Here is a 22,761-nt window from a genome sequence, read left to right on the forward strand (position 1 = left end):
GCCCCTATGCCCCCACCCCCGTCGGCTTGGGTCTCTGCGGGCGAAAACGCTCCATGAAGCGCGTCGAAACATCGCCCCTCCGGAAGCGGTCGTCTCGGAGAATCTCGCGGTGTAGAGGGATACTCGTGTCTACGCCCTCGATGACGAAGAACTCGAGAGCCCGTTCCATGCGTCGGATGGCCTCGTGCCGATCGGTGCCGTGCACGATCAGCTTCGCCACCAGGGAGTCATAGAACGGCGGAATCACATAGTCCTCATAGACATGGGTATCGACCCGAACCCCAGGGCCACCGGGTGGATGGAAGGTCGTCACCACGCCCGGCGACGGTCTGAACGTCTCGGGATGCTCGGCGTTGATCCGGCACTCGATCGCGTGACCGCGGGCCTGCAGGCCGCTCGGGATACGCAGCTTCTCGCCCCAAGCCAGCCGCAACTGTTCTTTGACCAGATCGACGCCAGTAACCATCTCGGTCACGGGATGCTCGACCTGGATCCGCGTGTTCATCTCCATGAAATAGAAACTTCCGGTGCGGTCGAGCAAGAACTCGATGGTGCCCGCGTTCTCGTAGCCGACGTGCCGAGCCAGCCGCACCGCGGCCTCCGCCATGCTAAGCCGCAGCTCGGGTGTCAGCGCCGGGGACGGAGCTTCCTCGAGAAGCTTCTGGTGACGCCTCTGGATCGAGCATTCGCGCTCGCCAAGCTCGACGGCATTGCCATAACGATCTCCCAGAACCTGGAATTCGATGTGCCGGGGCTCCAGGAGGTACTTCTCGAGGTAGATCGAGCCGTCTCCGAAGGAGACCGCGGCTTCCTCGCTCGCGGTTTGAAGCTGCTGCTCGAGCTCTTCCGGTCCCTGCACGATCCGCATGCCACGTCCGCCGCCACCGGCGGAAGCCTTGAGAATCACCGGATACCCGACCCGGGAAGCAACCGCACGGGCCTCGGCGGCAGTCGACAGGGGCTCTTGGCTGCCCGGGAGTACCGGGATATTGGCTTCGAGGGCCGTCTTTCTGGCTCGGGACTTATCGCCCATCAAGCGAATGCTGTCCGGGCTCGGACCGATCCACTTGATATTGCATTCGCGAAGGGCGTCGGCAAAGCTCGCGTTCTCGGCCAGAAACCCGTAGCCCGGATGCACCGCCTCCGCGCCCGTGATCTCGGCGGCCGAGATAATAGCCGAGATATTCAGATAGCTCTGTGTCGACGCTGCGGGGCCGATGCAGACATCCTCATCGGCATAGGTAACGTGCAGACTGTCGCGGTCGGCGGTGCTGAACACCGCCACCGTGCGAATGCCCAGCTCGCGACAGGCTTGAATGATCCGAAGCGCGATCTCGCCCCGATTGGCGATCAGTATTTTCTTGAACATTCAGCCAGCCGGGAATCACGAACTCACGCGAATCACGAAGAGTGGCTCTCCGAACTCGACCGGTTGCGCGTTCGAGGGAAAGATCTCCAGAATCTCACCGTCGACGTCGGACTCGATCTCGTTCATCAACTTCATGGCTTCCACGATACAGAGCACCTGACCCACCTTGACTCGATCGCCGACTCGAACGTAAGGATCGGATTCCGGGCTCGGGGCCTCGTAGAACGTCCCCACGATCGGCGAGGTGATGCGATGGCCCGATGGCTCTTCCACCCCTGTCGCCGCCACCGGAGCGACGGCTTCGCTCGCCGCGGCGGGCACGGGTGTCGCCTGAAGCTGTGGTGCGGCCGCCGTCACCGATAGCGGAGCACCGGCCGGACGACCGACGATCTTGACCCGAAAGTCTGATCGCTCCACCTCGAGCTCATGCAGTCCCTTCTGGCAGACAATGTCGATTAATGCCTTGATTTGCTCGAACGTCAATTGGTGCCTCCCCCGCGAGCCGGTTGGCTACTACAGCAGATCATCCTCGAATGCCAAAGACGCGCGGCGCAACTCGAATCGAGCCCGCCCGAAGCTGGGGCCTCCGGCCAGCACGAGCATCAAGTAGTAGCCGGGGGCGACTCGGCCGAGCATCACCAAGAAGCGCTTGGTCATCACCGAGTACTCGAATACCTCTCCCAGGCCCAGCTCGCCGTGGTTCTCCGAGATCGCCTTGAGCTGGGTCAGGAGCTCGACGGCGAGGTTGTCGCTGTCGAGCTCGGAAAGCTCATCCTTTGCGGTGTAGCTCTCTACACGGATGCCGTCGGAGGCGACCAACGACACGAAAGCAAGGTTGTCCAGACGCGAAGCGATATCCGCCAGTCGCTGCTCAAACATCAAACGCCTGCTTCAACCGCTTTTCGTAGCTGCGCGCGGTAGGCGATCAGCACCGACCTGAGGCGTTCCAACCTGTCGGCGGTCGATTCTTCTTCCTCGTCGCCGGCGTCACGAGCGGCAGGCGTTTCCCCCTCGAGCGCGGCTTCGAGCCCGCGTTGGGCCACCTCGTTGTAGGGCTCGCGAGCGAGAACATCTTCGAAGACCGCGGCGGCTTCCTGATAATGCCCCTGCTCGAGATAGAGGCTTCCCATCGTCACGGTCGACTCCGCGCCGGCGGCCGGGGACGGCTCCCCGGCTCCCGGCAGATCGTACTCAGAGGGCTCGACCAGCTCACTTTCGAGCTGCCCGGCTGCCTCCAGGGTAAAGATGCCCTCTTCTGCGACCGCCTGCCAGTAGCCCGCTGGACCTCGCGCCGTCCACGCCGTGCCAAAGGGCTCATCGCTCTCGAAATCGTCCGGGGCTGTTTGCGCGCCGATCTCGGTTTCTGAAACCGGTGAAGGCGGTGAAACCGATGAAAGTGGCGAAACCGGCTCGGCGACAGCAAGCTCCTCGCCCTTTCCGAGCCAGTCATCACTCGGCGGAGGCAAGGCGTCCTCCGGCTCGGCGACAGGAAGCTCGTCGCCGCGCTCCGCGGCCTCCAAAAGGGCGCGCAGCCGCTCGATGTCGGCATCCCCCTCGCCCATCATCTCGTAGATGTCCAGCTTGTCGCGCGCCTCGGCGAACCTGCCGATGCCGGTGTAGGCCCCGACCAGGAGCTTGTTGGCAACCAGGTGGGTCGGATCCAGTTTGACGATCCGCTCGAGATGGAGCACGGCGTCGGCGAAGCGCTCGCTGTCGACGAGATAGCGACTCAGGGCGACGCGCGACGCGGTGTGGTCGGGATAGACCTCCAGCCCGGTGGCGAGCACGTCGATCGAAGCCGAGAGATCACCTTTCTTTCGGTGCTCCTCGGCCAGCCGAAGTCCTACCTGCGGTGTCTTGTCGACTTGCCAGCGGCGCTCGAGGTCCTCGAGCGAATGGGAAGTTTCGGCTGTCACGGCGAAGAAGCTCCGTAAAGGCTAGCAGGAACTATATCAGTGACCATCGGGGAAACGATGCCTTCGTGTCCCCTCCCAACCGGTAATCCAAGCCGGACGCTAGCGCCCCCCTCGCACGTTCGACAAGACTTCTCGAAAAGAAGCTAGGGGATCGTGACCGTCACCGTATCCGCCACCTGCGTGGTATCGGGGCTGTCGGCCTGAACGAGGTTCGTGACGTCTTTCGAAGTGACGTCGGCAGTGGTAACCACGTAGTCCTGTTCGCAGACAATCGACTCTGCCGGCTGCAGCAGCATAACGGGAACCGTCGGCAAACAAGTGGGTGCCGGAGTCAGGTTGGATGCCACCGTCACGGCCGAAAGGTCCACGTCGCCGCTGTTGTTCACGACGATATCGAAGCGCAGGGTGTCGCCCGCGGCGATGTCACCTCCAGGATCGGCGATCAGGCTTTCGCTTTCGTCGTACGAAACGGCAATGCTCAGCTGCGGCGTCGGCGCGATGGGATCTTCGACGGTGACCTCCTTGGTGATGCTGTCGTCACCGCCGTCATTGATCGCCGTCAAGGTCACGAAATAAGTCCCTGCGAACTCGTAGGAATGGGACACGGGCGCCGTGGTCGTCGCGGTGGTGGAGTCCCCGTCGCCGAAATCCCACACGAACGTGAACGGGGGGTCGCCCAGAGTCGTGTTGGAGAAGGTGGCCGTGAGGCCAACCGTCGAAACGCCGAAGTCCGCGATCGGCGGATCCGGCTGGATTCGAATCGGCACCGGACCGGAATCGACCAAGACCCCTCCGCCGCCACCCACCTCGGCCGACACGTTGAAGGAAATGGCCGTCGCCGGTAGGGCCGCCAAATCTGCCTGGGTCACTCTGAGGGTATCGGAGGCCTGACCGCCCGCGTCGGTGGTCACGAGTCCTCCGCCCGAGTCCAGGTTCCCTGCCTCGGTGATGAAGTTGACCTGTTCGCCAACGGCGGCTTCAAACTCGTCGTCGCGCACCAAGGCCGAGAGCTGAATCACGCCGCCGGCGGCCGGAATGCTCGTGGGCTGCACCGTGAGCGTGATGTTGAAGGCGAACCCGGTCACCGTGATCTCGACGATCTCACTGATCTCAGAGCCGTCGTCTCCGGCGGCGCGAGCCGTGATCTCGAAAACGCCATCGGTAATACCGGCCACGCTCTTGACGGTCAGGGTGTCTTTCACGACACCGTTGTTGTTGGTGACCGAGCCCCCGGACTCGAGCGTCCCGATGTCGGCCTCAAAAGCCACCGCAATACCGCGAATCACGTTGTTGAGATCGTCGCGGACGATCGCCTTGAGCTTGATCTTCTCGCCCCCGGGCGGCAGGTCCTTGTTGATGGTCTCCGGGGTCGCGGTAAAGTCGATGAAGCTCGCCAATGCGCCGATCTGAATCTCGATGGTCGCGGTTCCCGCCGCGCCGGAATCGGCGGTGACCGTGGCCATGCCGATCCGAAGGTCGCCGCGCAGCGTCGCCTCGGCGATCCCACGGTCGTCGGTCGCCACCACGGTGTCGATCGTGCCCAGGGTCGTCGCGAAGTTGATCTCGGTGCCCGGGTTGACGGCGGTGCCGTCCGATTTTCGGGCCAAGACCGTGATAATCGCCTCGCCGTCGACCGCGATCCGCGTGGGATTCGCGGTGATCGTGAGCGCCGACTCGGCCGGCGCCACCGGCGTCGGCCGGTCGCACGAAGCCCAGCTGGTCAGAAGCAACAGAGCGGCAAGTAGGCGGGTTCCGGTCCTCATGGAATCGCTTCAGTATACGCAGCAGGGCGGCTGCCCGTCTAGGCAGCCGCCCTGTGGTTTGACTGGATTCTCGGCCCGATCTAGTCCCCGTTGCAGGGCGCTCCGATCGGAGCCAAGTAGGTGTAGCCACCGGGTGCCGTATGGCTGGTCCCCGACGCCAACTCGACGACCACGTCGACCAGGGTGTCGGCAACCACCAGGCCCGTCTCTGGGTCCGCGTCGATGTTGCAAGGTACGGTCGCCAGAATCCCTGGAGGCGTGACCACGACAACTCGAGTCGGCGTGACGGATAGGGTCGTCGCGAAACCACCGCCGATGAAGACACGCAGCGAATCGGAGAATCCGGTACCGGTGATCGCTATGCTCTGGCCTCCCGATGCCGGACCGGCGTTCGGCGAGATATCGGTTATGAAAAGGTTCCCGCTTTCTCCGGGCGTCGGGACGCACCCGCTACCCAGAGGAGTAAGAATCGTCAGATCAACGGCCACGGTATCTGACCCAACGTTGCCGGAGACCTCGACGGTGATACTTATCGGAGACGGAATCGGAACTAATTTGAACCCGTCCAAAATTCCGTCCCCATTGGAGTCGCAAGGCTCCTCTGGAAACGCGAAGTTGACCGGTGCATCGATCACGAGGAGTGTCGACGACTTCGAAATGAGCTTCGACAGGAGGCCATTGACCAGAACCCGAATAGCGTTGTCAAAACCCTGGCCGCGGATTTGGAGACGCTCGCCCGGCCTCACCTGTCTCGGGTTCACGTCCGTGATGAAGACGTCCTGGACCGCTCGTACGATCTCGGCGCTCTTGGCAAACTCCTCGCCCCGGAAAATCGTCAGCTCCACCGGGTAGTCCCCCGGCAGGGCGTAGATGTGTGCCGGATGCTCTTCGGTGCTCGTATTACCGTCGCCGAAGTCCCAGAGAAAGCGGTCCGGTCTGCCGCTGGATTCGTTCAGAAACTGAATCGAAAGATTGTCGGTGGTGTTCTGGAACGAGAACGCGGCCACCAGGGCCGGCAGTTCCTCGAGGACCTCGATCGTCGTCTGGCCGGCGGAGGCCTCGAGCTGTGCCGTGATGACCGCTACGCCGGTGACTGCACCGGGAAAGAGCGGCACCTGCGCCCGCCCGTTGACCGTTCCCAAGGCGAGGGACGTGAGGGCGCTCCCGGGCGCGTCAAACTCACCCAGCGAGGTCGACACGACGATCGTCGTTCCGCTCGGAGGTGCCAGGTTGTTGTCGGCACGGCGTACGTCCACGGTCACCGTAGCCGGATTCTGGTCGTTGACTCTCAGAAGGTCGGGCGAAACCGTGACCTTCAGCACCCAATTGGCGCTGGGACCTCCCCCGCCAGTCGTTGGCTGCTGCTGAGGTGCCGTCGGAGAATCCGTCGAGCACGCCATCAACAGGCTCAGCATCAGGACGGGCAAAGCCCAGCCGGCGGTCAGCTTCGTGTTCTTGAAACGGGTCATGACGACTCTCCTAGGGAATTGCGGTGACGGTAAAGTTGGCCGGGGCTGTCTCAACAGCATCGCCCGACAGCGTCCGCCCGAAGAACCGGAGGTGGAAGTTCAGGATGATCTTGTTGTCGCCGGTCTCCTTGTCGAAACCGCCGTTCACGAAGAACAGATCCGAGATCGGCGGTTCATCGAACTGCGCCGGGCCCATCACCGGGAGATTCTCAACGGTGAAAATGCCGCCGACGGGAACCACGCCGAACAGACCCTCGACGTAGATCGGCGGCACCCTCGTCCCGGTATCGCCGCGGGTGTACGTCACCTCGTAGGACTCGATCTCGACGTTCATCAGGTTCGAACCGATGACGTCGGGGTTCTTGATGACGCTTGTGACCTGAATCTCGCCGACCTGCAAGAACCCGTCGGACGAGTTGACGGACAGTGAGATCGGGAGCCCATCAAAATCGGAGATCGACAGAAGCACGCCTCCGCCGTCCGTCCGATCGGTTCGGCTCTCGCAGGCGAGCAGGCTCGCCGCCAGAAATCCGAGTGCGATGAATCTTGTCGCTTTCATGAATCGACCCCTTTGCCAGATCTCTAGAGCTTGACCACGCGTGGCGTGATGAAAATAAGCAGTTCTTCGTTTTCGTCGTTGCGACGCTTGTTCTTGAACAGATGCTTGAGAATCGGAATGTTCGACAATCCAGGCACCCGATCCTCGCCCTGATCGCTGGTCACCTTGTAGATGCCGCCGATCACGGTCGTGCCGCCGTCGCGAACGATGACTCGCGTGGAAGCGTCCTTGGTCGAGATCGGAGCGTTGCTGGCGCCGACGACGGCGAACGCGAGCTGCGGCTCGCGCTTCTGAATGTCGATGTCCATCAGGACGGTGCCCTCGGCGGTCACGTGGGGCGTCACGTCGAGGCGCAGAGTCGCGTTCACGAACTGCACGCTGACCGTGTTGTTGGCAATCGTCTGAATCGGAATCTGAAGACCGCTCTGAATCGACGCCTGCTCATTGTTGAGCGTCGTGATTCGCGGTGCCGAGAGGATGTTGATCAAACCTTCGCTCTCGGCCGCCTGCAGGAAAGCGTCGAGGTTGAAGGTGCCCAGAACGTTGCCCATGGTGATTCCCAAGAAACCGTTGCTGCCACCGGTCAGTAGATTGACGCCGCCATCCGCCGTCCCGGTGTTGGGGAACTGGAGGCCGGTCGTATTGCCGCGCTCGGCACTCGCGACCGCGTCGAAGCCCAGCTGAATGCCGAGGGTCTTGCTGAACCGCTTGGTGGTCTCGATGATCCTCGCCTCGATCATCACCTGCGGCTCGGGAATATCCAGGTTCTCGATTACCGCGATCACGGTGTTGATGTGCGAGGGCAGCTCCTTGATGATCAAGGTGTTGGTGCGTGAATCGACGATCGCCGAACCGCGATCGCTCATGATGCTGCCACCACCGCCGCTGCTCAGAATGGTTGCGATGTCCGTGGCCGTCGCGTAGCTCACGCGACGCATGATGGTCTTGAGCGGAATCGACAGTGCCTTCGCCGCCTCGAGCCGGGCCTGCTCCTCGGCCTCCTGGCGAAGCACGGACACCGGAGCGACACGCATGATGGTGCCCTCCAGCTGATAGTCGAGACCATTGATTCTGAGAATCTGGTCGAGGGCCTGATCCCAAGGTACATCGGTGAACTCGATCGTCACCGATCCGGTGACCCCCGGCTGGACGACCACGTTGAGTCCGCTGATCTGAGCAAACGACCTCAAAACGTCCTTGACGTCCGCGTCCTGGAGGCTGAGTGTCATCGGCTCGCCGGTGTAAACCGTCCCGTCGGCGGCCGTTAGATCACGAGTCTCGAAGCCGGACGGATCCTCGACCTCGGCTTCGGGCGTGAGATCCACAGACACGTTGAACAGGGACTTGGCCGGCTCGGCAGCGGGCTCCGGCTCTTCTTCCCAAGCCGGAGCTTCCTCTTCCTCCCATCCCGCCGCTTCCGAGGGCTCATCCCAGGTCGGAGCGTCCTCTTCGACCTCTTCCCAGGTCGGGGCCGCCGCGGGCTCCTCCATGGTGGCAGCAGCTTCCTCGGCCACTTCCTCGGCCATTTCCTCGGCCGCTTCCTCGACCGGAACCTCCTCGGGCTCCTGCCAGGCCTCGGCCGGCTCCAGCTCCGCCACCGTAGCCGTGGCGGTCGGGTCCTCTTCCCACATCGGCGCCGGCTCGGCTTCAGCTATGGCTTCCTCCGCGGCTTCTTCCATGGCCGGAGTCTCAGCTTCCGTCCAGGTCGGAGTCGGCTCGACTTCCTCGGGCTCGACCGCCATCGTCTCGGCGGCCTCCTCCAAGATCTGCGCGGCTTCCGGCTCTGTCGCTACGGCCGCCATCTCCGCCGGCTCCATCTCGGCCTCCGGCTGCTCGGCCGCCATCGTGTCGGCCACCAGCGTGTCGGTCTCGACGTCTACCGTGGTCATCGGCTCGGAGGGCTCCGCGTCCGGAGTTGGTTCGAGCACCTCGGTCTCGGTCATCGCGACCGTCTCGGCCGCCAGGGGCTCGACCATGGACTCGGCCACTTCCTCGGTAGCCATCTCGCTGGCCGCGAACGTCAGCTTGAGGCCCTCGGGGGTCGCGTCGACGGTCGGGACCGATGGGTGCACGAGGTCGATCACGACCCTGGATACGAGCTCGGGTTGCGGCTTGTACTGAGCCACTCGAATCCCGTCGATCAGCTCCCCTTGCACCACGATCGTCGAAACCGGCGAGGTGTTGACCACGCCGATGAGATCGACGACGAACCGGTGGGGATCGGTGAGCGGAAAATGAGAGTAGTAGAAGGCGCCGTCTCCGGCGACCCAGACCGTGGTCGTGCCATCGTCCGTGGTGACGTCGACACCCTGGAGTTGCGTCGCCGGCACACCACTCGGTGCCGGACCGAACTCGAGAGGCGGCGAACCAGTGTCATCCTGAAAAACCGTCGCTTTCTGGATTTCGAGCTCTCCACTGATAGCACTGGCTGACGAAGTGCTGTAGCTCGGCACCGGCGTCAACTCGACGACTAGCCCGTCGCCAGTCGGCACGACCGCATGGTAGACGTCGGAGGATGTATCCACGACCAGGCGACTCATCGGACGCTGGCCCGCGGCCACTACCTCGAAGGCCGCCGACCGAACCAGATCGTCGCTTAGGTCGAGCGCGAGAACGTCTTTCGCCGGGTTGCTGTTAGGCAACTCCACGACCAAGCGTCCATGACCGTCGCGGAAGCTGGTCCAGATCACAGGTCCGTCAGTGACGACCTCGAAGCTCCTCAGAGCGCCCTGCCGGCGCAGCTCGAGTCCAACGATCCTGCGTACGGCCGACACATCGCTGACCGCGGGTGTCGCCTCGACGGATGAATCTGCCGGCGCGGTATGCGCAGCTCCGGTGATCCCGAAGCTCATCAACAGGACGCAGAGCAGCGCCAAAGGCGCCAACCTACGCTTGGCCGCGCTCGCGTTTTTGTTTCCTATGCCGTGACTAACCATGGCTCTCGCCTCCTGTCGCGAAGCTACGGGTTAAGCTTCTTGACCACCTCTCGAAACGGCTTTACAGCCGTCGGGTCGTCCACTATTTGCTTGAATGTAAGTTCGCTGGCAACGATGCTGACGACGTCTCCATCGTAGAGCTGGTCCCCTTCCCTGAGGAGATAGCTCTTGTCTTCTTCCGTCGACCGCACCTGGGCTACCGGTCCATCCTGAGTTACGAAAATACCGGTCAAGTCGACTTCCTCGATCAACAGTCCGGGGATTCCCTCCGGCCTCGGCCCGCGCATCGCCGCCCGTTCGCGCACGATCAACAGGGATTTGAACGGATCCCGACGCTCGCCGGGCTCGTAGGAATAGCCCTCTCCGAGGAACATCATCTCTTCGTCCGCCAAGAGCTCGTCCGAGCTGACGCCTCCCTCGTCTTCCGCCTCCGCCTGGGTCAACTCTTCCGGCAGCTCTGGCGGCTGCTCGTCCTGCGCGCCCACAATTGCGCTGCCCGCAAGGCACAGCACCAGTACCAGTGCCAGCCCGGTCGTCATCGGGTGCGGCTTCATGGTGCGCTCCCTTCGTCAGCCTCGTCGTCCTCTTCCTTATAGACAAAGGTCTTCGCTCGGAAGCTGGCGGAAATCGTGTGATCGGGATTCGAGGTAAGGGCTCCGACCTGCAAATCCTCGATGTTGATGATCCTCGAAAAGCGGCTGACCCGCTCGAAGAACTGAGCCAGGTTGTGGTAGGTCGCCTCGAGGTTGATGGCGATCGGCCACTCGCTGTAGAAGTCCTGCTCAATGAACGCGCCCGGGGTAAAACGGAGCAGGTTGAAATCACCCTGCTCGGCCAAGGTCCTGATCCGGCGCATGAGCTCCGGGGTGTTGCGACGGGCCGGCAAGATCCTCAAGAGCTTGTCCAACTCGAGCTCGAGCTGCCGAACCTCTTCCCGGAACCGGGGCAGCTGCTGTTGAGCCGCGCGACCTTCCTGAATCTTGGCCTGAAGGCCGGTCAACTGGCTCTCGAGCCCTCCGATCGCGTCCTTCTTGGGTTTCAGCAGCAGCTTGTGCGCGCCGAAGTAGACGACCCCGCCAACGACCAGGCCGGCGATGAGGCCGAAATACCAGGGCTTTCCTTCTAGTCCGGTTTGAAACGCCATTGTTCGATTCCTCAGCCGGCGGCCGTGGCCGGGCTCTGCCCTTCTGCATCGGGAACATGGGTAAAACTGAATCGAATCACGAAGGAGTAGGTCTGCCCCGCTTGTGACGCGTCTTGCAGAACCGGCTCCTGGAACTCCGGCACACGATCGAGGTTCTCCAGGAAGTTAGCCACGGCGTTCGTGTTGAACGCTCGCCCGGACAGCGTGATGGACTGTCCGGAGACCGACATCCGGTCCATCCAGAGCAGCTCCGGCAGGGCGCGTGAGATCTCGTCCATGATCTGAACCGGTCCCTGCTGGTTGGTCTTCAGCTGCGTAATGATGTCGACCTTGTTCTCGAGCTTGGCCTTCTTGGTTTTGAACTGCTCGACCTCCGCGATGATCGGCGCCAACTTGTCGACCTCGGCCTGAGCTTCGTTGACTTCGCCCTGAAGCCTGTTCATGGTGCGACCGAGCAGGAAGTTGTGGCCCAGCGAGACCAAAAGCCCGAGAGCCAGAACGGCCAACATCGTGGCGCTGGCCGCATCGATCCCGCCCAGGTCGAAGCCGCGGCGGGTAGAGACCTTCTTCCTGGCGGTGACGGGCCGGCGCCCTTCGGAGAGGAGATTGATTCTGATCATAGTCTCTAGTCGTCCACTTTCCTGGCAGCCAGACCGACGGCGACCGCCAGCATCGGAGCCACGGAATCAAGCCAGACCCCGTCGAAATCGCTCTCTCGGTAATGGACCCGGCGCAGCGGATCCAGAACTTCGGTTGGAACGTTGAAGCGATCCTGGAGCACTTCGCGCAAATTCGGCGTGAGCGCACACCCGCCCGAGAGCATCAACTGGGTGACCCGGTCGTCGGCCGAGGTAGCGGCGAAGAAGTCGAAGGTCTTCTGGATCTCGGCCGCGAGCTCGGTCGAAACTGCCTCCAAGATCGCTCTCGCCTCTCCCGGCGAGCATCCGGGCACCTGTTCGCCCCGCTTCAGGCGCTCCGCCTGATCGAACGACAGGCTGTACTCACGCTGCAGAGCCTCGGTGAACTGGTTGCCACCGATCGACATGTCGCGCCAGAAGACGGTCGCTCCGCGGGACAGAATATTGATCGTCGTCACACCGGCGCCCATGTTCACCAGGGCAACGACCTGTTGAGGATCGATGTCGTAGTTGATCTCGTACGCGTTCTGCACCGCAAAAGCATCGACGTCGACTATCACCGGGTTCTTGCCGGCCTGGCTGATCACCGAGACGTAATCATTGACCTTGTCCCGCTTGACCGCCACCAGCAGTACCTCTATGGAGTCGCGCGCCACCTCTTCGTCGCTCAACACCATGTAGTCGAGGCGAACGTCGCTGATGTCGAACGGAATGTACTGCTCGGCCTCCCACTGAATCGACTCGGCGATCTCCTCCGGCGACATGGCCGGCATCTGGATCTTTTTGATGATCACCGAGTGGCCGGCGAGCGAGGTCGCGTAGTTGTTGCTCTTGACGCCGCTCTCTTCGGCCAGCTTGTTGACCGCGTCGACGACCAGGGACGAGTCCATGATCGAGCCATCGACGATCGCCTCTGGAGAGAGCGGCTCGAGCCCGACACGTTGCAGATGCAACTCACCCTTACGCTCTTTGAGCTCGACCAACTTGACGGTCGAACTGCCGATGTCTAGCCCGATAACTCCTTTAGCACGCGCAAACAACACTCGCTACACCTCTGATCGGATGATCCAAAAAACTTTAGCTTTGATGCTACTTTAACTAGCCAACCTTAAGCATTTTCTGCAAGCTATACAAGAATCTACACCCTGTCAAGGGAACGGTCCGGTGGCCGCTCGGGGCTCCATTGGCGCCCGAAAAAACCGGCTGGTGGCTTTCGCACGAATCTGCTACCATCCCGGCTTCGATTTGGAGGAATTCTCGAATGTCCAAGCAGTGCTCCATTTGCGGTAAGAAGACAACCATCGGTCGGCAAATCAGTCACGCACATAACGTCTCGGCTCGTACCTGGGAACCCAATCTCAGACGTGTTCGTGCACTCGTTAACGGCTCCGTTCAGCGAATCCTGGTCTGCGCGCGTTGTTTGCGCAGTGGCAAAGTCCACAAGCCCCCGGCAAGAGATTGGCGGCCCGAGACCGTCGAAGCGGAGTAGAGCTAGCTCCTAGTTCTCTTCGCCGAGCGAGCCTTGGCGATCGGGTCTGCTTCCCATCGGGCGGCGAACATCCAGGACCCCGCGCACACCCCGAAGCCCTTGGCGTAGCTTCTCCAACTGCTTCTTGTCCTTGACCTCGACCACCACGGCGATCTGCCCACGCCCGGTCTCGACGGTCTCGGCTTCGAAGTTGCGGATGTTGCCGTCGAACTTCGCTATGGCCTCGGTGAGTCTGGCCAGCATACCGGGCCGGTCCTCGGTCTCGATGACCAGCGGCACCGGAAAGACCTCGTCGCCGACGCGCTCCCACTCGACCTCGATCTCTCGCTCCGGGTTGTACAGCAGATTCGTGACGTTGGCGCAATCGACCGAATGCACCGAGACTCCCCGACCGCGGGTGACGTAGCCGACGATCTCGTCGCCGGGCAGCGGCTTGCAGCACTTCGCCAGATAGGCCAGCAGGTCACTGTCGCCGCGCACCGCAACGGCCGCCGGACCGAACGGCAGAATTCGCTCTACCGCAGAGCGCAGGCGGCTGGGCTTGGCGTTGACCGCGGCGAGTTGTTCGCTCGTCAGCGTTCGGTCGAGCACCTGCCGAACCGTGATCTTGCCGAAACCGATACGGCTCAACAAATCATCGGCATGCGCGATACCGTCCGCCGACAGGAACTTCTGCAGCTCCTTCGACTCCAGGAACCTCTTGGCGGCGATCTTGTGTCGTTTCAGGCCCCGGTCCAGAAGTCGGCGGCCGATCTCGAGCGAACGCTTCTTCTGCTCGGTGTTCAACCACTGCCGGATCTTGCTCTTGGCTCTTGAAGTACCCACGAAGCTCAGCCAATCGCGCGAGGGCTTGCGGTTGGGGTGGGTCATGACCTCGACGATGTCGCCGTTCTGAAGGCGGGTCTTGAGTGGAACCAACCTGCCGTTGACACGCGCTCCCGAACAGTGGTGACCGAGCTCGGTGTGGATCTTGTAGGCGAAATCGAGCGGCGTCGCCCCTCGGGGAAACGAGAAGACATCGCTCTTGGGGGTAAACACGTACACCTCGTCCGGGTAGAGGTCCAGCTTCAGCGTCGCCATGAAGGCCCGCGGATCATCCACGTCCTGCTGCCAGTCGATCAGCTGGCGCAACCAGGCGACCTCGGTCTCCGCTGTGCCTTGATCCGGCTTGCCTTCCTTGTAGAGCCAGTGCGCGGCGATACCCTCTTCGGCCACGAGGTCCATCTCACGGGTTCTGATCTGCACCTCGAAGGGCTGTCCATTCTCGACCACCACCGTGGTGTGCAGAGATCGGTAGAGGTTCGGCTTGGGCATTGCGATGTAGTCCTTGAACCTCCCAGGCACCGGACGCCAGTGCTGATGCACCACGCCCAAGGCCGCGTAGCAGTCTCGGACTTCTTCGCTGATGATTCGAAACGCCAGATAGTCATAGAGCTGAGCAAGCTCGATCCCCTGCCGACTGAGTTTGCGCTGAATCGAGTAGTAGCGCTTCACCCGGTAGCTGATCTCGGCTTCGATCCCGGCCACCGCCAGACTCTCTTCCAGCCTGGATCTGATGTCCGTAATCGCCTTGCGCCCGATCTTGAGCTTCTCGCGCACCTTTGCCTCAAGGGCGGCGAACTTGACCGGATGCAGGTGGTAGAAGGCCAAGTCGGCGAGATCCCCCTGTACCTTTGCCATTCCGAGCCGGTGGGCAATGGGCGCGTAGATCTCGAGCGTCTCTCTCGAGACTCTGCGCTTGACCTCCGGACCCAGGTGCTCGAGCGTCATCATGTTGTGCAGACGGTCCGCGAGCTTGACCAGAATCACCCGGATATCCTTCGCCGAGGCCAGGATGAGCTTGCGGAAGGTCTCCGACTGAGCCTCATCGCGCCGGACGTATTCGTGCTTTCCGATCTTCGTGACTCCATCCACGAGTCCGGTGATCTCGTCGCCGAACTCGGCCGCCAGAGCCTCTCGAGTCGTCAGGGTGTCTTCGAGGACGTCGTGCAACAACCCGACGGCGACCGAGGTCTGGTCCGCCCGGAAGCCCGCCAGGAAGTAGGCCACATACAGCGGATGCGTCAGGAATGGCTCGCCCGACCGGCGTCTCTGGTCTCCGTGCATCTCGGCCGAGAACTCGTACACCCGACGCAGGAATGCTTCGTCCGGCTGTCTGCCGAGCTCTCGCATGTGCTCGAGGAGATCCTCGAAGCTCACGCTCTTGTGAGGCGGCTTGACCGGCGGCGGCACCGGACGTGAAGAGAATCTCTCGCGCAGAGTCGGCATCGTCTTCCGGAGCGCGGTCGGCTCCGACCTGCCGGCCCGGACGATCCGGTCCGGCATCCTCAGATTATAGGTTTATGGCCATCGGGCCCCGCCGAACAACGAGGAGCCTTTTGACGAGCTCTACCTGGAGGCCGCTCGTGCTTCCCGGCGCCGGCCTCTGGCACCACGCCCGAAGAGCGTTTCCCAGAGCAGGGCGAACGGGCTCGCCACGTAGATCGACGAGTACGTACCCACGATGACGCCGATCGTGAGGATGAATGCGAACCCCCTGAGCACGTCGCCACCGAGGAAGAGAATCGAACCCACCACCAGAAGGGTGGTTCCCGAGGTCAGGACCGTTCTCGACAGCGTCTGGTTCAGGCTCCGGTTCATGGTCTCTTCCAATGGTCGGGACCTGGAACGTCGCAGGTTCTCGCGAACGCGGTCGAAAACGACCACCGAATCGTTGACCGAGTAGCCCACGAGCGTCAGAAACGCGGCGATCGTCGTCAGATTGAACTCGAAACCTGCCAGCGCGTAGAGGCCGACGGTAATGAAAACATCGTGCAGCACCGCGACCAGGGCCCCGACTCCGAAGCGCAGCTCGAACCGAAACCATATGTAGATGAGCATGCCGATCATGGAAGAGACGATGGCCAGAAGTCCCTTTCGACGAAGCTCGGATCCGATCTGCGGTCCGACGTTCTCCGCACCCAAAACCGAGAACTTACCAAGCCGCGCACCGCTCTCGAGCGCCTCGGCGGACTCCGGAGTCACTTCGGCCAGCGCCGAGATCGAGGCCCAGTCCGTTATCAACCCCTGCTCGCGCCGAAGCTCGAGAATTGCATCCGCTATCGGTCCGTAGGGTGCCTGATCGACCAGCCCGGTCGAGTCGGCAAGCCCGGGCAAGCGGGCATCGGGATCTCTCGAGGTCAGGAAGCTCTCGACCACCTCTCGACCTACGCGATTGAGGTCCGGCCCCGCGCCGGAGTTGTCGAGCGCCGCGTCGAGTGCCGACACGACCAAGCCCTGACTGCCCTCTTCGGATCCTTCCACGATCGGCGTCTTGATCAGCGCCTCGTTGGCCCCGGCGACGCCGAAACTCTGGATGACCGCGTCGGGCACGCCCGCGTCGGCAACGATGTCGCGCAGCCTGTCAACCTCGATCGGCTCGGAGAACTTCAGCGTCAACTGGGTGCCGCCGGCGAAGTCGATTCCGAGATTGAGCCGCCGGGCGCCGAAGACCACGATCGCCGAAACCAGCAAGAGCACGAGAGACAGGATCATCCAGTACTTCCTGTACTTCATGAACTGGATTTTGCTGTCGCGAAAAAACTCCATGTCTGTGTCCTCTGCTGCGCCGTCAGATCGAAAGACGGTCTACGCGCCGGCGGCGGGAAAGGATCATGTCGAAAAGCCAGCGGCTGACGAAGATCGCGGAGAACAGCGAAGCGAAGATGCCGATCGAGAGAGTCACCGCGAAGCCCCGAATCGGCCCGGTGCCGAACTGGAACAGAAACAGCGCGGCGAGAAGCGTGGTGATGTTCGCGTCCAGCACGGATGAAAGTGCCTTTCCGAAACCCGCATCGATCGCCGACTTGACGGTTCGACCGTGCCGTAGCTCTTCCCGAATGCGTTCGAAAACCAGCACGTTGGCGTCCACCGCCATGCCGATGGTCAAGGCGATGCCGGCGATGCCGGGAAGGGTCAGCGTCGCGCCGAAATAGGCAAGTGCTCCGAAGATCAAGACGATGTTCATCGCGAGAGCGACGACCGCGTTGACTCCGGACAGCTTGTAGACCAGAAACATGGTCAGGACGACCAGCGCCATCCCCAGAAGACCTGCCTTCAAGCCCTGGTCGATCGAGTCTTGGCCCAACGAGGGACCGACGGTCCGTTCCTCGAGGTAGGTAATCGCGGCCGGCAGCGCACCCGATTTGAGTACGGTCGACAGATCCTCGACCTCCTGGCGCGTGAATGAGCCCTCGATGATGCCGCTGTCCCGAATCTGCGCCCGGATCGTGGGCGCGGACCGCACCTTACCGTCGAGCACGATCGCCAGGCCACGACCGATGTTGGCACCGGTCACGTCGCCGAATCGCTGCCCGCCCTCATGGGTGAGAAAGAAGTTCACGATCGGCTGGTTGAAGTCGCCGAGACCTGGGCGCGCGTCCTTGAGATCGCGCCCCGTGATCACGGAGACCTTCTCCACCGCGTAATACTGCTCCGCAACGACGTTGCCTTCGCTGTCGCGAATCGGGCCGGAGACGATCTCGACGTCGTCCGGAAGCCGGCCGCCGTAGTTGCCTAGAATCTCCTCGCGGCTGGGCGCTCCGCGGCCATCCGGAGGATAGGCGACCAGACGGAAATCCAGGAACGCCGTGTTCTTGATCAGCTTCTTGACTCGCTCGGGATCGTCGACGCCGGGCAATTGGACAACGATCCGGTTGCCCTCGAGCCCCTGGCGCTGAATCACCGGCTCCGACACGCCGAAGGCGTCCACCCGGTTTCGAATGGTCTCGAGCGCCTGTTTGACCGACTGATTGGCGATCAGATTGGCGTTCTGTGCCTTCATCTCGAAGGCCACTGCATCGTCCCGCCTCTGGTAATCCCAGCCCGGCAAGAACTCGGCCGCCTCGGTGGACACATCGGCAGCGCGATCGGCGCCGACGCCCAGGATGTCGAACGCCGTCGAAGACGTCCTGGTCCCGCTAGCGGTCTCGAGGCCCTTGTCCTGGAGCTCCTGGACCAGCCGGGCCAGGTCCTTGTCGGTTTCGGCTCGGAGCGCGTCTTCCGTCTCGACCTGGAGCACGAGGTAGGTACCGCCGCGCAGATCCAATCCCAAGCTGATCTTCTCGCCGAGCGGGTAGGCCGACAGAGCGCCGACCAGGACCACCAAACCGATAATCACGCCCTTCCAGAGCAGTCCTCGCTTCATCTTCAGCCGTCACCTTCCGATCCTTGAAGTCCCGCGATCGCGGACTTCGAGACCTTGACTTTCACATTGTCGGCAACCTTGAGCAAAACCGCCTTGTCCAGAACCGCGGTGACCTCGCCGTGCAGGCCGCCCGAGGTCACGATCCGATCGCCCTTCTTGACGTCGCTGATCATCTGTTTGAGAGCCTTCTGACGCTTGCGCATCGGAGCGATCAAAAGGAAATAGAAGATGCCGAAAATGAGGACGATCGGCACCAGCTGCATGAAGGCACTCGGCTGCCCCTGGGCCTGAGCAAAAGCAAGCATCGTGAAACTCAACATGAACCAGGTCTCGTCGGTATTGTGTCGGGATCGGCGGCGGTGTAGGCGGCGGTAAACGAACCGGCCCACTCGGCGATCGCGCCAGACGCGATAGCTTCCCTGAGATCCCGCATAAAGTCAAGAAAGAAGCGGATATTGTGCTGTGTCGAGAGGACGGTTCCGGTGACCTCTCCGGTACGAATCAGATGATGCAGGAACGCCCTGCTGACACTTGCGCAGGTGGGACAGGAGCAGCTCTCATCGACGGGCCCGCGGTCCTCTCGATAGCGGGCATTCTTGATTCTGATCGGCCCACCGCGGGTGAACAGGATGCCGTGGCGCGCGTTGCGCGACGGCAGCACGCAGTCGAACAAGTCGATGCCATGACGGGCCGCGTGCAAGATGTCGAGCGGCGTCCCGACCCCCATCAGGTATCGCGGTTTCGAGGCCGGAAGCAGGGGCGCCGTGAACTCGACCACCCGCTGCCTGTCCTCCAACGGTTCGCCCACGCTGACACCACCGATGGCGTAGCCGGGAAAATCGAGCTCGGCGAGGGTCTCGGCGGCTTCTTGCCGTAACTCCGTAAAGACCCCCCCCTGAGCAATCGCGAAGAGCTTCGTGGCTCCCTCCTTCCAGGCCTCGCGGGCTCTCTTCGCCCAGCGGTTGGTGAGCCTCAGCGAAGCGCCGATCTCCTTTTTGGTCGCCCCGGCCGGAGGGCACTCGTCGAGCATCATGGCGATATCGACGCCCATGCGCTCCTGGAACGAGACCACGGATTCGGGCGAGAACTCGAGTGCCTGGCCGTCTATGTGGCTCCTGAACGATACGCCTTTCTCGGCGATCGTGCGCAGGCGGGCCAGGCTGAAGACTTGGAATCCACCGCTGTCGGTGAGGATCGGGCCGCTCCAACCGGTGAACCGATGGAGCCCGCCCACCGACTCGACGACGTCGATTCCCGGCCTCAGGGCGAGATGGTACAGATTGCACAGCATCATCCCGGCTCCCAGAGCCTTCAATGCCTCGGGCGTCAAGCCCTTGACGGCGCCCAGTGTCCCCACCGGCATGAAAGCGGGCGTCTCGACCGAGCCATGGCGGGTCTTCAAGAGGCCCGACCGGGCCTGACCCTCTGTTCGGACGACCGAGAAGAGTTCAGATCTCATCCTCGGGCGCGATCGTTCGGACGGCTATCGCGGGCCACTGGCGGCCGCCCGACTGTCGAAGTGGACTTCGCGAACCTCGACATCCTGAGGCAGGTCCAGCTCGAAGCGATCCTTCGGGATTCCCTCGTTCCTGCGGAAGTTCCAGAACTCGTACTCGGTCACATCACCGTCGCCTTCCACGTATTTCAGTCTCACCGGCAAGAACAGGGTCGGGTGGAGCCACAAGTCCATACCTTGAATCCGTTTCGCGACGCGCTTGAAGCGCGGCAACAGCTCCAATCGCAGAGGATCGCCGCGATCGGGTGGCAGGTGCATTGCGACGGTAAAGTACTTCATCAGCGTATCGAGCGAGGTTCCCGCGCCGAGATATCTCAGAACCCGATCGGACTGCTCGCCGACCTGAGCCTTCTCCACGCGAGCGATATCGCGGTACCAGGTCGTCATGAGTCGGTCGGCTATCACCAGAGAAATCGGCTCGGGGGCCGAGTACTCCCAGCGCACACGATCGGGCGCGGCATAGGAGAACTCACCTTCCGACCGATCCGGCTCGAGCAAAAGCGCGCTCTCCTTGATCTGGGAGAACTCTGCTTCCAGGGTCACCAGCGCCTCGTGGGCTCGGCGAATCTGCTCGGCAAGCGCCTCGAGCCGTTCGGTCGGGGGCAGTGTCCCGTCAAAAGGACTGGGAACGCCATCCTGCGCTGGCGCACCGGCCGCGAACGACAACACCGCAAGACCGAGAATGAATAGAGTTCGACGCATTGCTTTCTCGGCCGGGGCCAACGACGAGGCACATCCTAACCCCGACCGAGTACCACCGGCAAACAAGAGCGGCCGCAAGATCGCCGCCGCCGGTTCTTTCGGGCCGGCACACCGAAAAAGCGGCGGCCGCCGCTTCTCGCAACCACTTTTGACGATCTCGAAAGAAGCCGTCCTGCAGCCAAAAAGTGTCTTGTCTTTCGCTAATTAGCTCTTGCCGGACGACGCGCATCGGCTCGACTCCGAAGCTGGCACAGACCGTGCTCCATTGGGGTGGCGAAACGACGAAGGTATCGAGAGAGACGCAAAGGAGAAGACCTCATGCTACCGTTCAACCCGCTCTGGTTCCTCAGCTATCTCGAGGGCTTTCTCTGGAACGACTAGGCCACTAGTCTCCTCTGCTGTTCCGGCGCCCCGACTCGGGTCGCCGGCGCCGGCTCGCGGCCCGGAGCGCCGGCATCCTTCTGACCACTCTCACCCTTCGGCCTTTCCTCCCTAAGGGCCTTCAGTCCTTGACACCCCTCGGGGCCGATGCTACGTTCCCGCCCCACGGTCTGCGAGGGGCTATTTCATGACAGGCGAAGTCGAACTGGGAACCAAGCACGAGTGCCCGAGCTGCGGCACCAAATACTACGATCTCGGTAAGGCCGATGCCCCTTGTCCGAAATGCGGATCGCAAGAGGGCAAAGAGGCCGACGCCGAAGACGGGGCCAAGGCTCCCAGCAAGAAAAGCTAGCGGACCGAGCTTCCCACCGCGCTCTGTGCTAGTGCGGCAGTCCGGCGTTTGCAACCCCACGGCGAGTTGCCGTAGGGTCTGACCGCGAATGAGCGAAAAGTCGTGGTATCGGAAGCTGCATTGGCAGATCCTGATAGCAATGGTCGCCGGCGTCATCGCCGGCTTGATCGGGGGGCCCGGCATTGTGCCCAAGGTCGGATGGCTGGGCACGCTCTTCATCTCGCTGCTGCGGATGATCATCGTGCCTCTGATCATCACGTCCATCGTGTCGGGGGTCGCTTCGATCGGCGGCGGTCGCGACCTCGGCAGATTGTTCGGCAAGACACTTGCCTACTACGTGCTGACCAGCGCGCTGGCGATCCTCGCGGGCCTGTTCGCTGTGAACATCATCAAGCCGGGCGTCGGCGCGAACATCGGCGGCGCCCTGAAGGCGGACCTACCCGAGCTCTCGGCCCCCAGTTCCCCGGCCGACGTCCTCCTCGACATCGTTCCCAGGAACTTCTTTGCGGCGGCCTCCAAGCCCGACATGCTCTCGGTCATCTTTTTCTGCATCGTCTTCGGCATGGCACTGGCTCACCTGCCGGAAGAGCCGCGCACCTTTCTGGTGAAGCTTTTCGACGCGGCTTTCCAGGCCATGATGAAACTCACCGCGGGGGTCATCATGTTTCTGCCCCTGGGTGTGTTCGGGCTGATCTCGCGGCTGGTCGGCGAATCCGGTTTCGCTTCCTTCAAGGCGCTCGCCATGTACATGGTTACGATCGCACTGAGTCTGACCGTGCACCTGTTTGTGACTTTGCCGCTGGTACTGATCCTCCTCGGCAGGATCAAGCCACGGATCCACTTTCGCAACATGATGGACGCCCTGTTGATGGCGTTTTCCACGAGCTCCTCGGCGGCCACCTTGCCCGTGACGATCAGCAACGTCGAAAAGAAGGTCGGTGTCTCCAACCGCATCTCATCGTTCGTTCTGCCCATGGGAGCCACGGTCAACATGGATGGAACCGCGCTCTACGAATGCGCGGGCGTTCTCTTCATCGCACAGGTTCTGGGCGTGGATCTGACGCTGGGAGCCCAACTGCTGGTGGTTCTGACCGCGCTGTTGGCTTCGATCGGAGCCGCGGCGGTGCCCTCGGCGGGGCTAGTTGTGATCTTCATTGTCCTCGAGGCCGTCAACCTCAGGGGGCCCGAGGTCGACGTGATCGTCGGAGCCATGCTCGCTGTCGATCGGCCGCTCGACATGTACCGCACGGCAATCAACATCTTCAGCGATTCTTGCGGCGCCGCCATCATCGCCAAGTCGGAAGGTGAAGATGTCGACACCGAGATCAGCGCCTAGGCAGCC

The 22,761-nt window shown here is 62.3% G+C and carries 21 protein-coding genes; 3 read left to right on the forward strand and 18 right to left on the reverse strand.

Going from position 1 to position 22,761, the window contains the following annotated elements; all coding sequences use genetic code 11:
- Positions 1-4 precede the first annotated feature (4 nt).
- The 12 genes from accC to pilM all read right to left on the reverse strand — a co-directional run bounded on the left by accC (position 5) and on the right by pilM (position 12,834).
- Positions 5-1,369, reverse strand: a complete 1,365-nt coding sequence (gene accC, locus GY769_00105) for an acetyl-CoA carboxylase biotin carboxylase subunit (protein MCP4200320.1) — start codon at positions 1,367-1,369, stop codon at positions 5-7.
- A 15-nt stretch (positions 1,370-1,384) separates the two neighbouring features.
- Positions 1,385-1,852 (reverse strand): acetyl-CoA carboxylase biotin carboxyl carrier protein, encoded by a 468-nt coding sequence (gene accB, locus GY769_00110; GenBank protein ID MCP4200321.1) that lies wholly within the window; start codon positions 1,850-1,852, stop codon positions 1,385-1,387.
- Positions 1,853-1,882: 30 nt separating this feature from the next.
- Entirely contained in the window at positions 1,883-2,248 is a 366-nt protein-coding gene (locus GY769_00115) for a hypothetical protein (GenBank protein MCP4200322.1), read from the reverse strand.
- Complete coding sequence (locus GY769_00120) at positions 2,248-3,285, reverse strand: tetratricopeptide repeat protein (GenBank protein ID MCP4200323.1); 1,038 nt, start codon at positions 3,283-3,285, stop codon at positions 2,248-2,250. Before GY769_00120 ends, GY769_00115 begins: the two co-directional genes overlap by 1 nt.
- Positions 3,286-3,428: 143 nt before the next feature.
- Positions 3,429-5,048, reverse strand: coding sequence for a PKD domain-containing protein (locus GY769_00125; protein ID MCP4200324.1), 1,620 nt, complete (start codon positions 5,046-5,048; stop codon positions 3,429-3,431).
- Between the two features lie 80 nt (positions 5,049-5,128).
- Positions 5,129-6,517, reverse strand: coding sequence for a PKD domain-containing protein (locus GY769_00130; protein ID MCP4200325.1), 1,389 nt, complete (start codon positions 6,515-6,517; stop codon positions 5,129-5,131).
- 10 nt (positions 6,518-6,527) lie between these two features.
- Positions 6,528-7,076: a hypothetical protein gene (locus tag GY769_00135; protein ID MCP4200326.1), complete on the reverse strand. Its 549-nt coding sequence runs from the start codon at positions 7,074-7,076 to the stop codon at positions 6,528-6,530.
- Between the two features lie 23 nt (positions 7,077-7,099).
- Complete coding sequence (gene pilQ, locus GY769_00140) at positions 7,100-10,012, reverse strand: type IV pilus secretin PilQ (protein ID MCP4200327.1); 2,913 nt, start codon at positions 10,010-10,012, stop codon at positions 7,100-7,102.
- Between the two features lie 23 nt (positions 10,013-10,035).
- The gene (locus GY769_00145; GenBank protein MCP4200328.1) at positions 10,036-10,566 is read right to left on the reverse strand and encodes a pilus assembly protein PilP; all 531 of its coding nucleotides are present in this window, start codon (positions 10,564-10,566) and stop codon (positions 10,036-10,038) included.
- Positions 10,563-11,156, reverse strand: a complete 594-nt coding sequence (gene pilO, locus GY769_00150; GenBank protein ID MCP4200329.1) for a type 4a pilus biogenesis protein PilO — start codon at positions 11,154-11,156, stop codon at positions 10,563-10,565. Before pilO ends, GY769_00145 begins: the two co-directional genes overlap by 4 nt.
- 11 nt (positions 11,157-11,167) lie before the next feature.
- The gene (locus GY769_00155) at positions 11,168-11,776 is read right to left on the reverse strand and encodes a PilN domain-containing protein (protein MCP4200330.1); all 609 of its coding nucleotides are present in this window, start codon (positions 11,774-11,776) and stop codon (positions 11,168-11,170) included.
- Between the two features lie 5 nt (positions 11,777-11,781).
- Positions 11,782-12,834, reverse strand: coding sequence for a type IV pilus assembly protein PilM (gene pilM / locus GY769_00160; GenBank protein MCP4200331.1), 1,053 nt, complete (start codon positions 12,832-12,834; stop codon positions 11,782-11,784).
- Between the two features lie 221 nt (positions 12,835-13,055).
- Here pilM and rpmB point away from each other — a divergent pair, with 221 nt between their 5' ends.
- Entirely contained in the window at positions 13,056-13,283 is a 228-nt protein-coding gene (gene rpmB / locus GY769_00165; GenBank protein ID MCP4200332.1) for a 50S ribosomal protein L28, read from the forward strand.
- Positions 13,284-13,292: 9 nt separating this feature from the next.
- Here rpmB and GY769_00170 read toward each other — a convergent pair whose 3' ends face one another.
- The 6 genes from GY769_00170 to GY769_00195 form a co-directional block, all read right to left on the reverse strand.
- Positions 13,293-15,608 (reverse strand): bifunctional (p)ppGpp synthetase/guanosine-3',5'-bis(diphosphate) 3'-pyrophosphohydrolase, encoded by a 2,316-nt coding sequence (locus GY769_00170; protein MCP4200333.1) that lies wholly within the window; start codon positions 15,606-15,608, stop codon positions 13,293-13,295.
- Between the two features lie 63 nt (positions 15,609-15,671).
- Positions 15,672-16,871, reverse strand: coding sequence for a protein translocase subunit SecF (gene secF / locus GY769_00175; protein MCP4200334.1), 1,200 nt, complete (start codon positions 16,869-16,871; stop codon positions 15,672-15,674).
- A 22-nt stretch (positions 16,872-16,893) separates the two neighbouring features.
- Positions 16,894-18,468 carry a protein translocase subunit SecD gene (gene secD, locus GY769_00180; GenBank protein MCP4200335.1) on the reverse strand — a complete coding sequence of 525 codons (1,575 nt, stop codon included), beginning with the start codon at positions 18,466-18,468 and terminating at the stop codon, positions 16,894-16,896.
- Positions 18,469-18,470: 2 nt separating this feature from the next.
- Complete coding sequence (gene yajC / locus GY769_00185) at positions 18,471-18,788, reverse strand: preprotein translocase subunit YajC (protein ID MCP4200336.1); 318 nt, start codon at positions 18,786-18,788, stop codon at positions 18,471-18,473.
- A complete protein-coding gene (gene tgt / locus GY769_00190) occupies positions 18,782-19,927 on the reverse strand; it encodes a tRNA guanosine(34) transglycosylase Tgt (GenBank protein ID MCP4200337.1) in 1,146 nt (381 codons plus the stop codon). Before tgt ends, yajC begins: the two co-directional genes overlap by 7 nt.
- A gap of 24 nt (positions 19,928-19,951) precedes the next feature.
- Positions 19,952-20,686, reverse strand: a complete 735-nt coding sequence (locus tag GY769_00195; GenBank protein MCP4200338.1) for an outer membrane lipoprotein carrier protein LolA — start codon at positions 20,684-20,686, stop codon at positions 19,952-19,954.
- 568 nt (positions 20,687-21,254) lie between these two features.
- Between GY769_00195 and GY769_00200 the strand changes: the two genes are divergently transcribed.
- Both GY769_00200 and GY769_00205 read left to right on the forward strand, forming a co-directional pair.
- Positions 21,255-21,419 (forward strand): hypothetical protein, encoded by a 165-nt coding sequence (locus GY769_00200; protein ID MCP4200339.1) that lies wholly within the window; start codon positions 21,255-21,257, stop codon positions 21,417-21,419.
- 88 nt (positions 21,420-21,507) lie between these two features.
- The gene (locus GY769_00205; GenBank protein MCP4200340.1) at positions 21,508-22,755 is read left to right on the forward strand and encodes a dicarboxylate/amino acid:cation symporter; all 1,248 of its coding nucleotides are present in this window, start codon (positions 21,508-21,510) and stop codon (positions 22,753-22,755) included.
- Positions 22,756-22,761 lie beyond the last annotated feature (6 nt).

The organism is bacterium (assembly GCA_024224155.1).
Lineage (GTDB): Bacteria > Acidobacteriota > Thermoanaerobaculia > Multivoradales > JAHEKO01 > CALZIK01.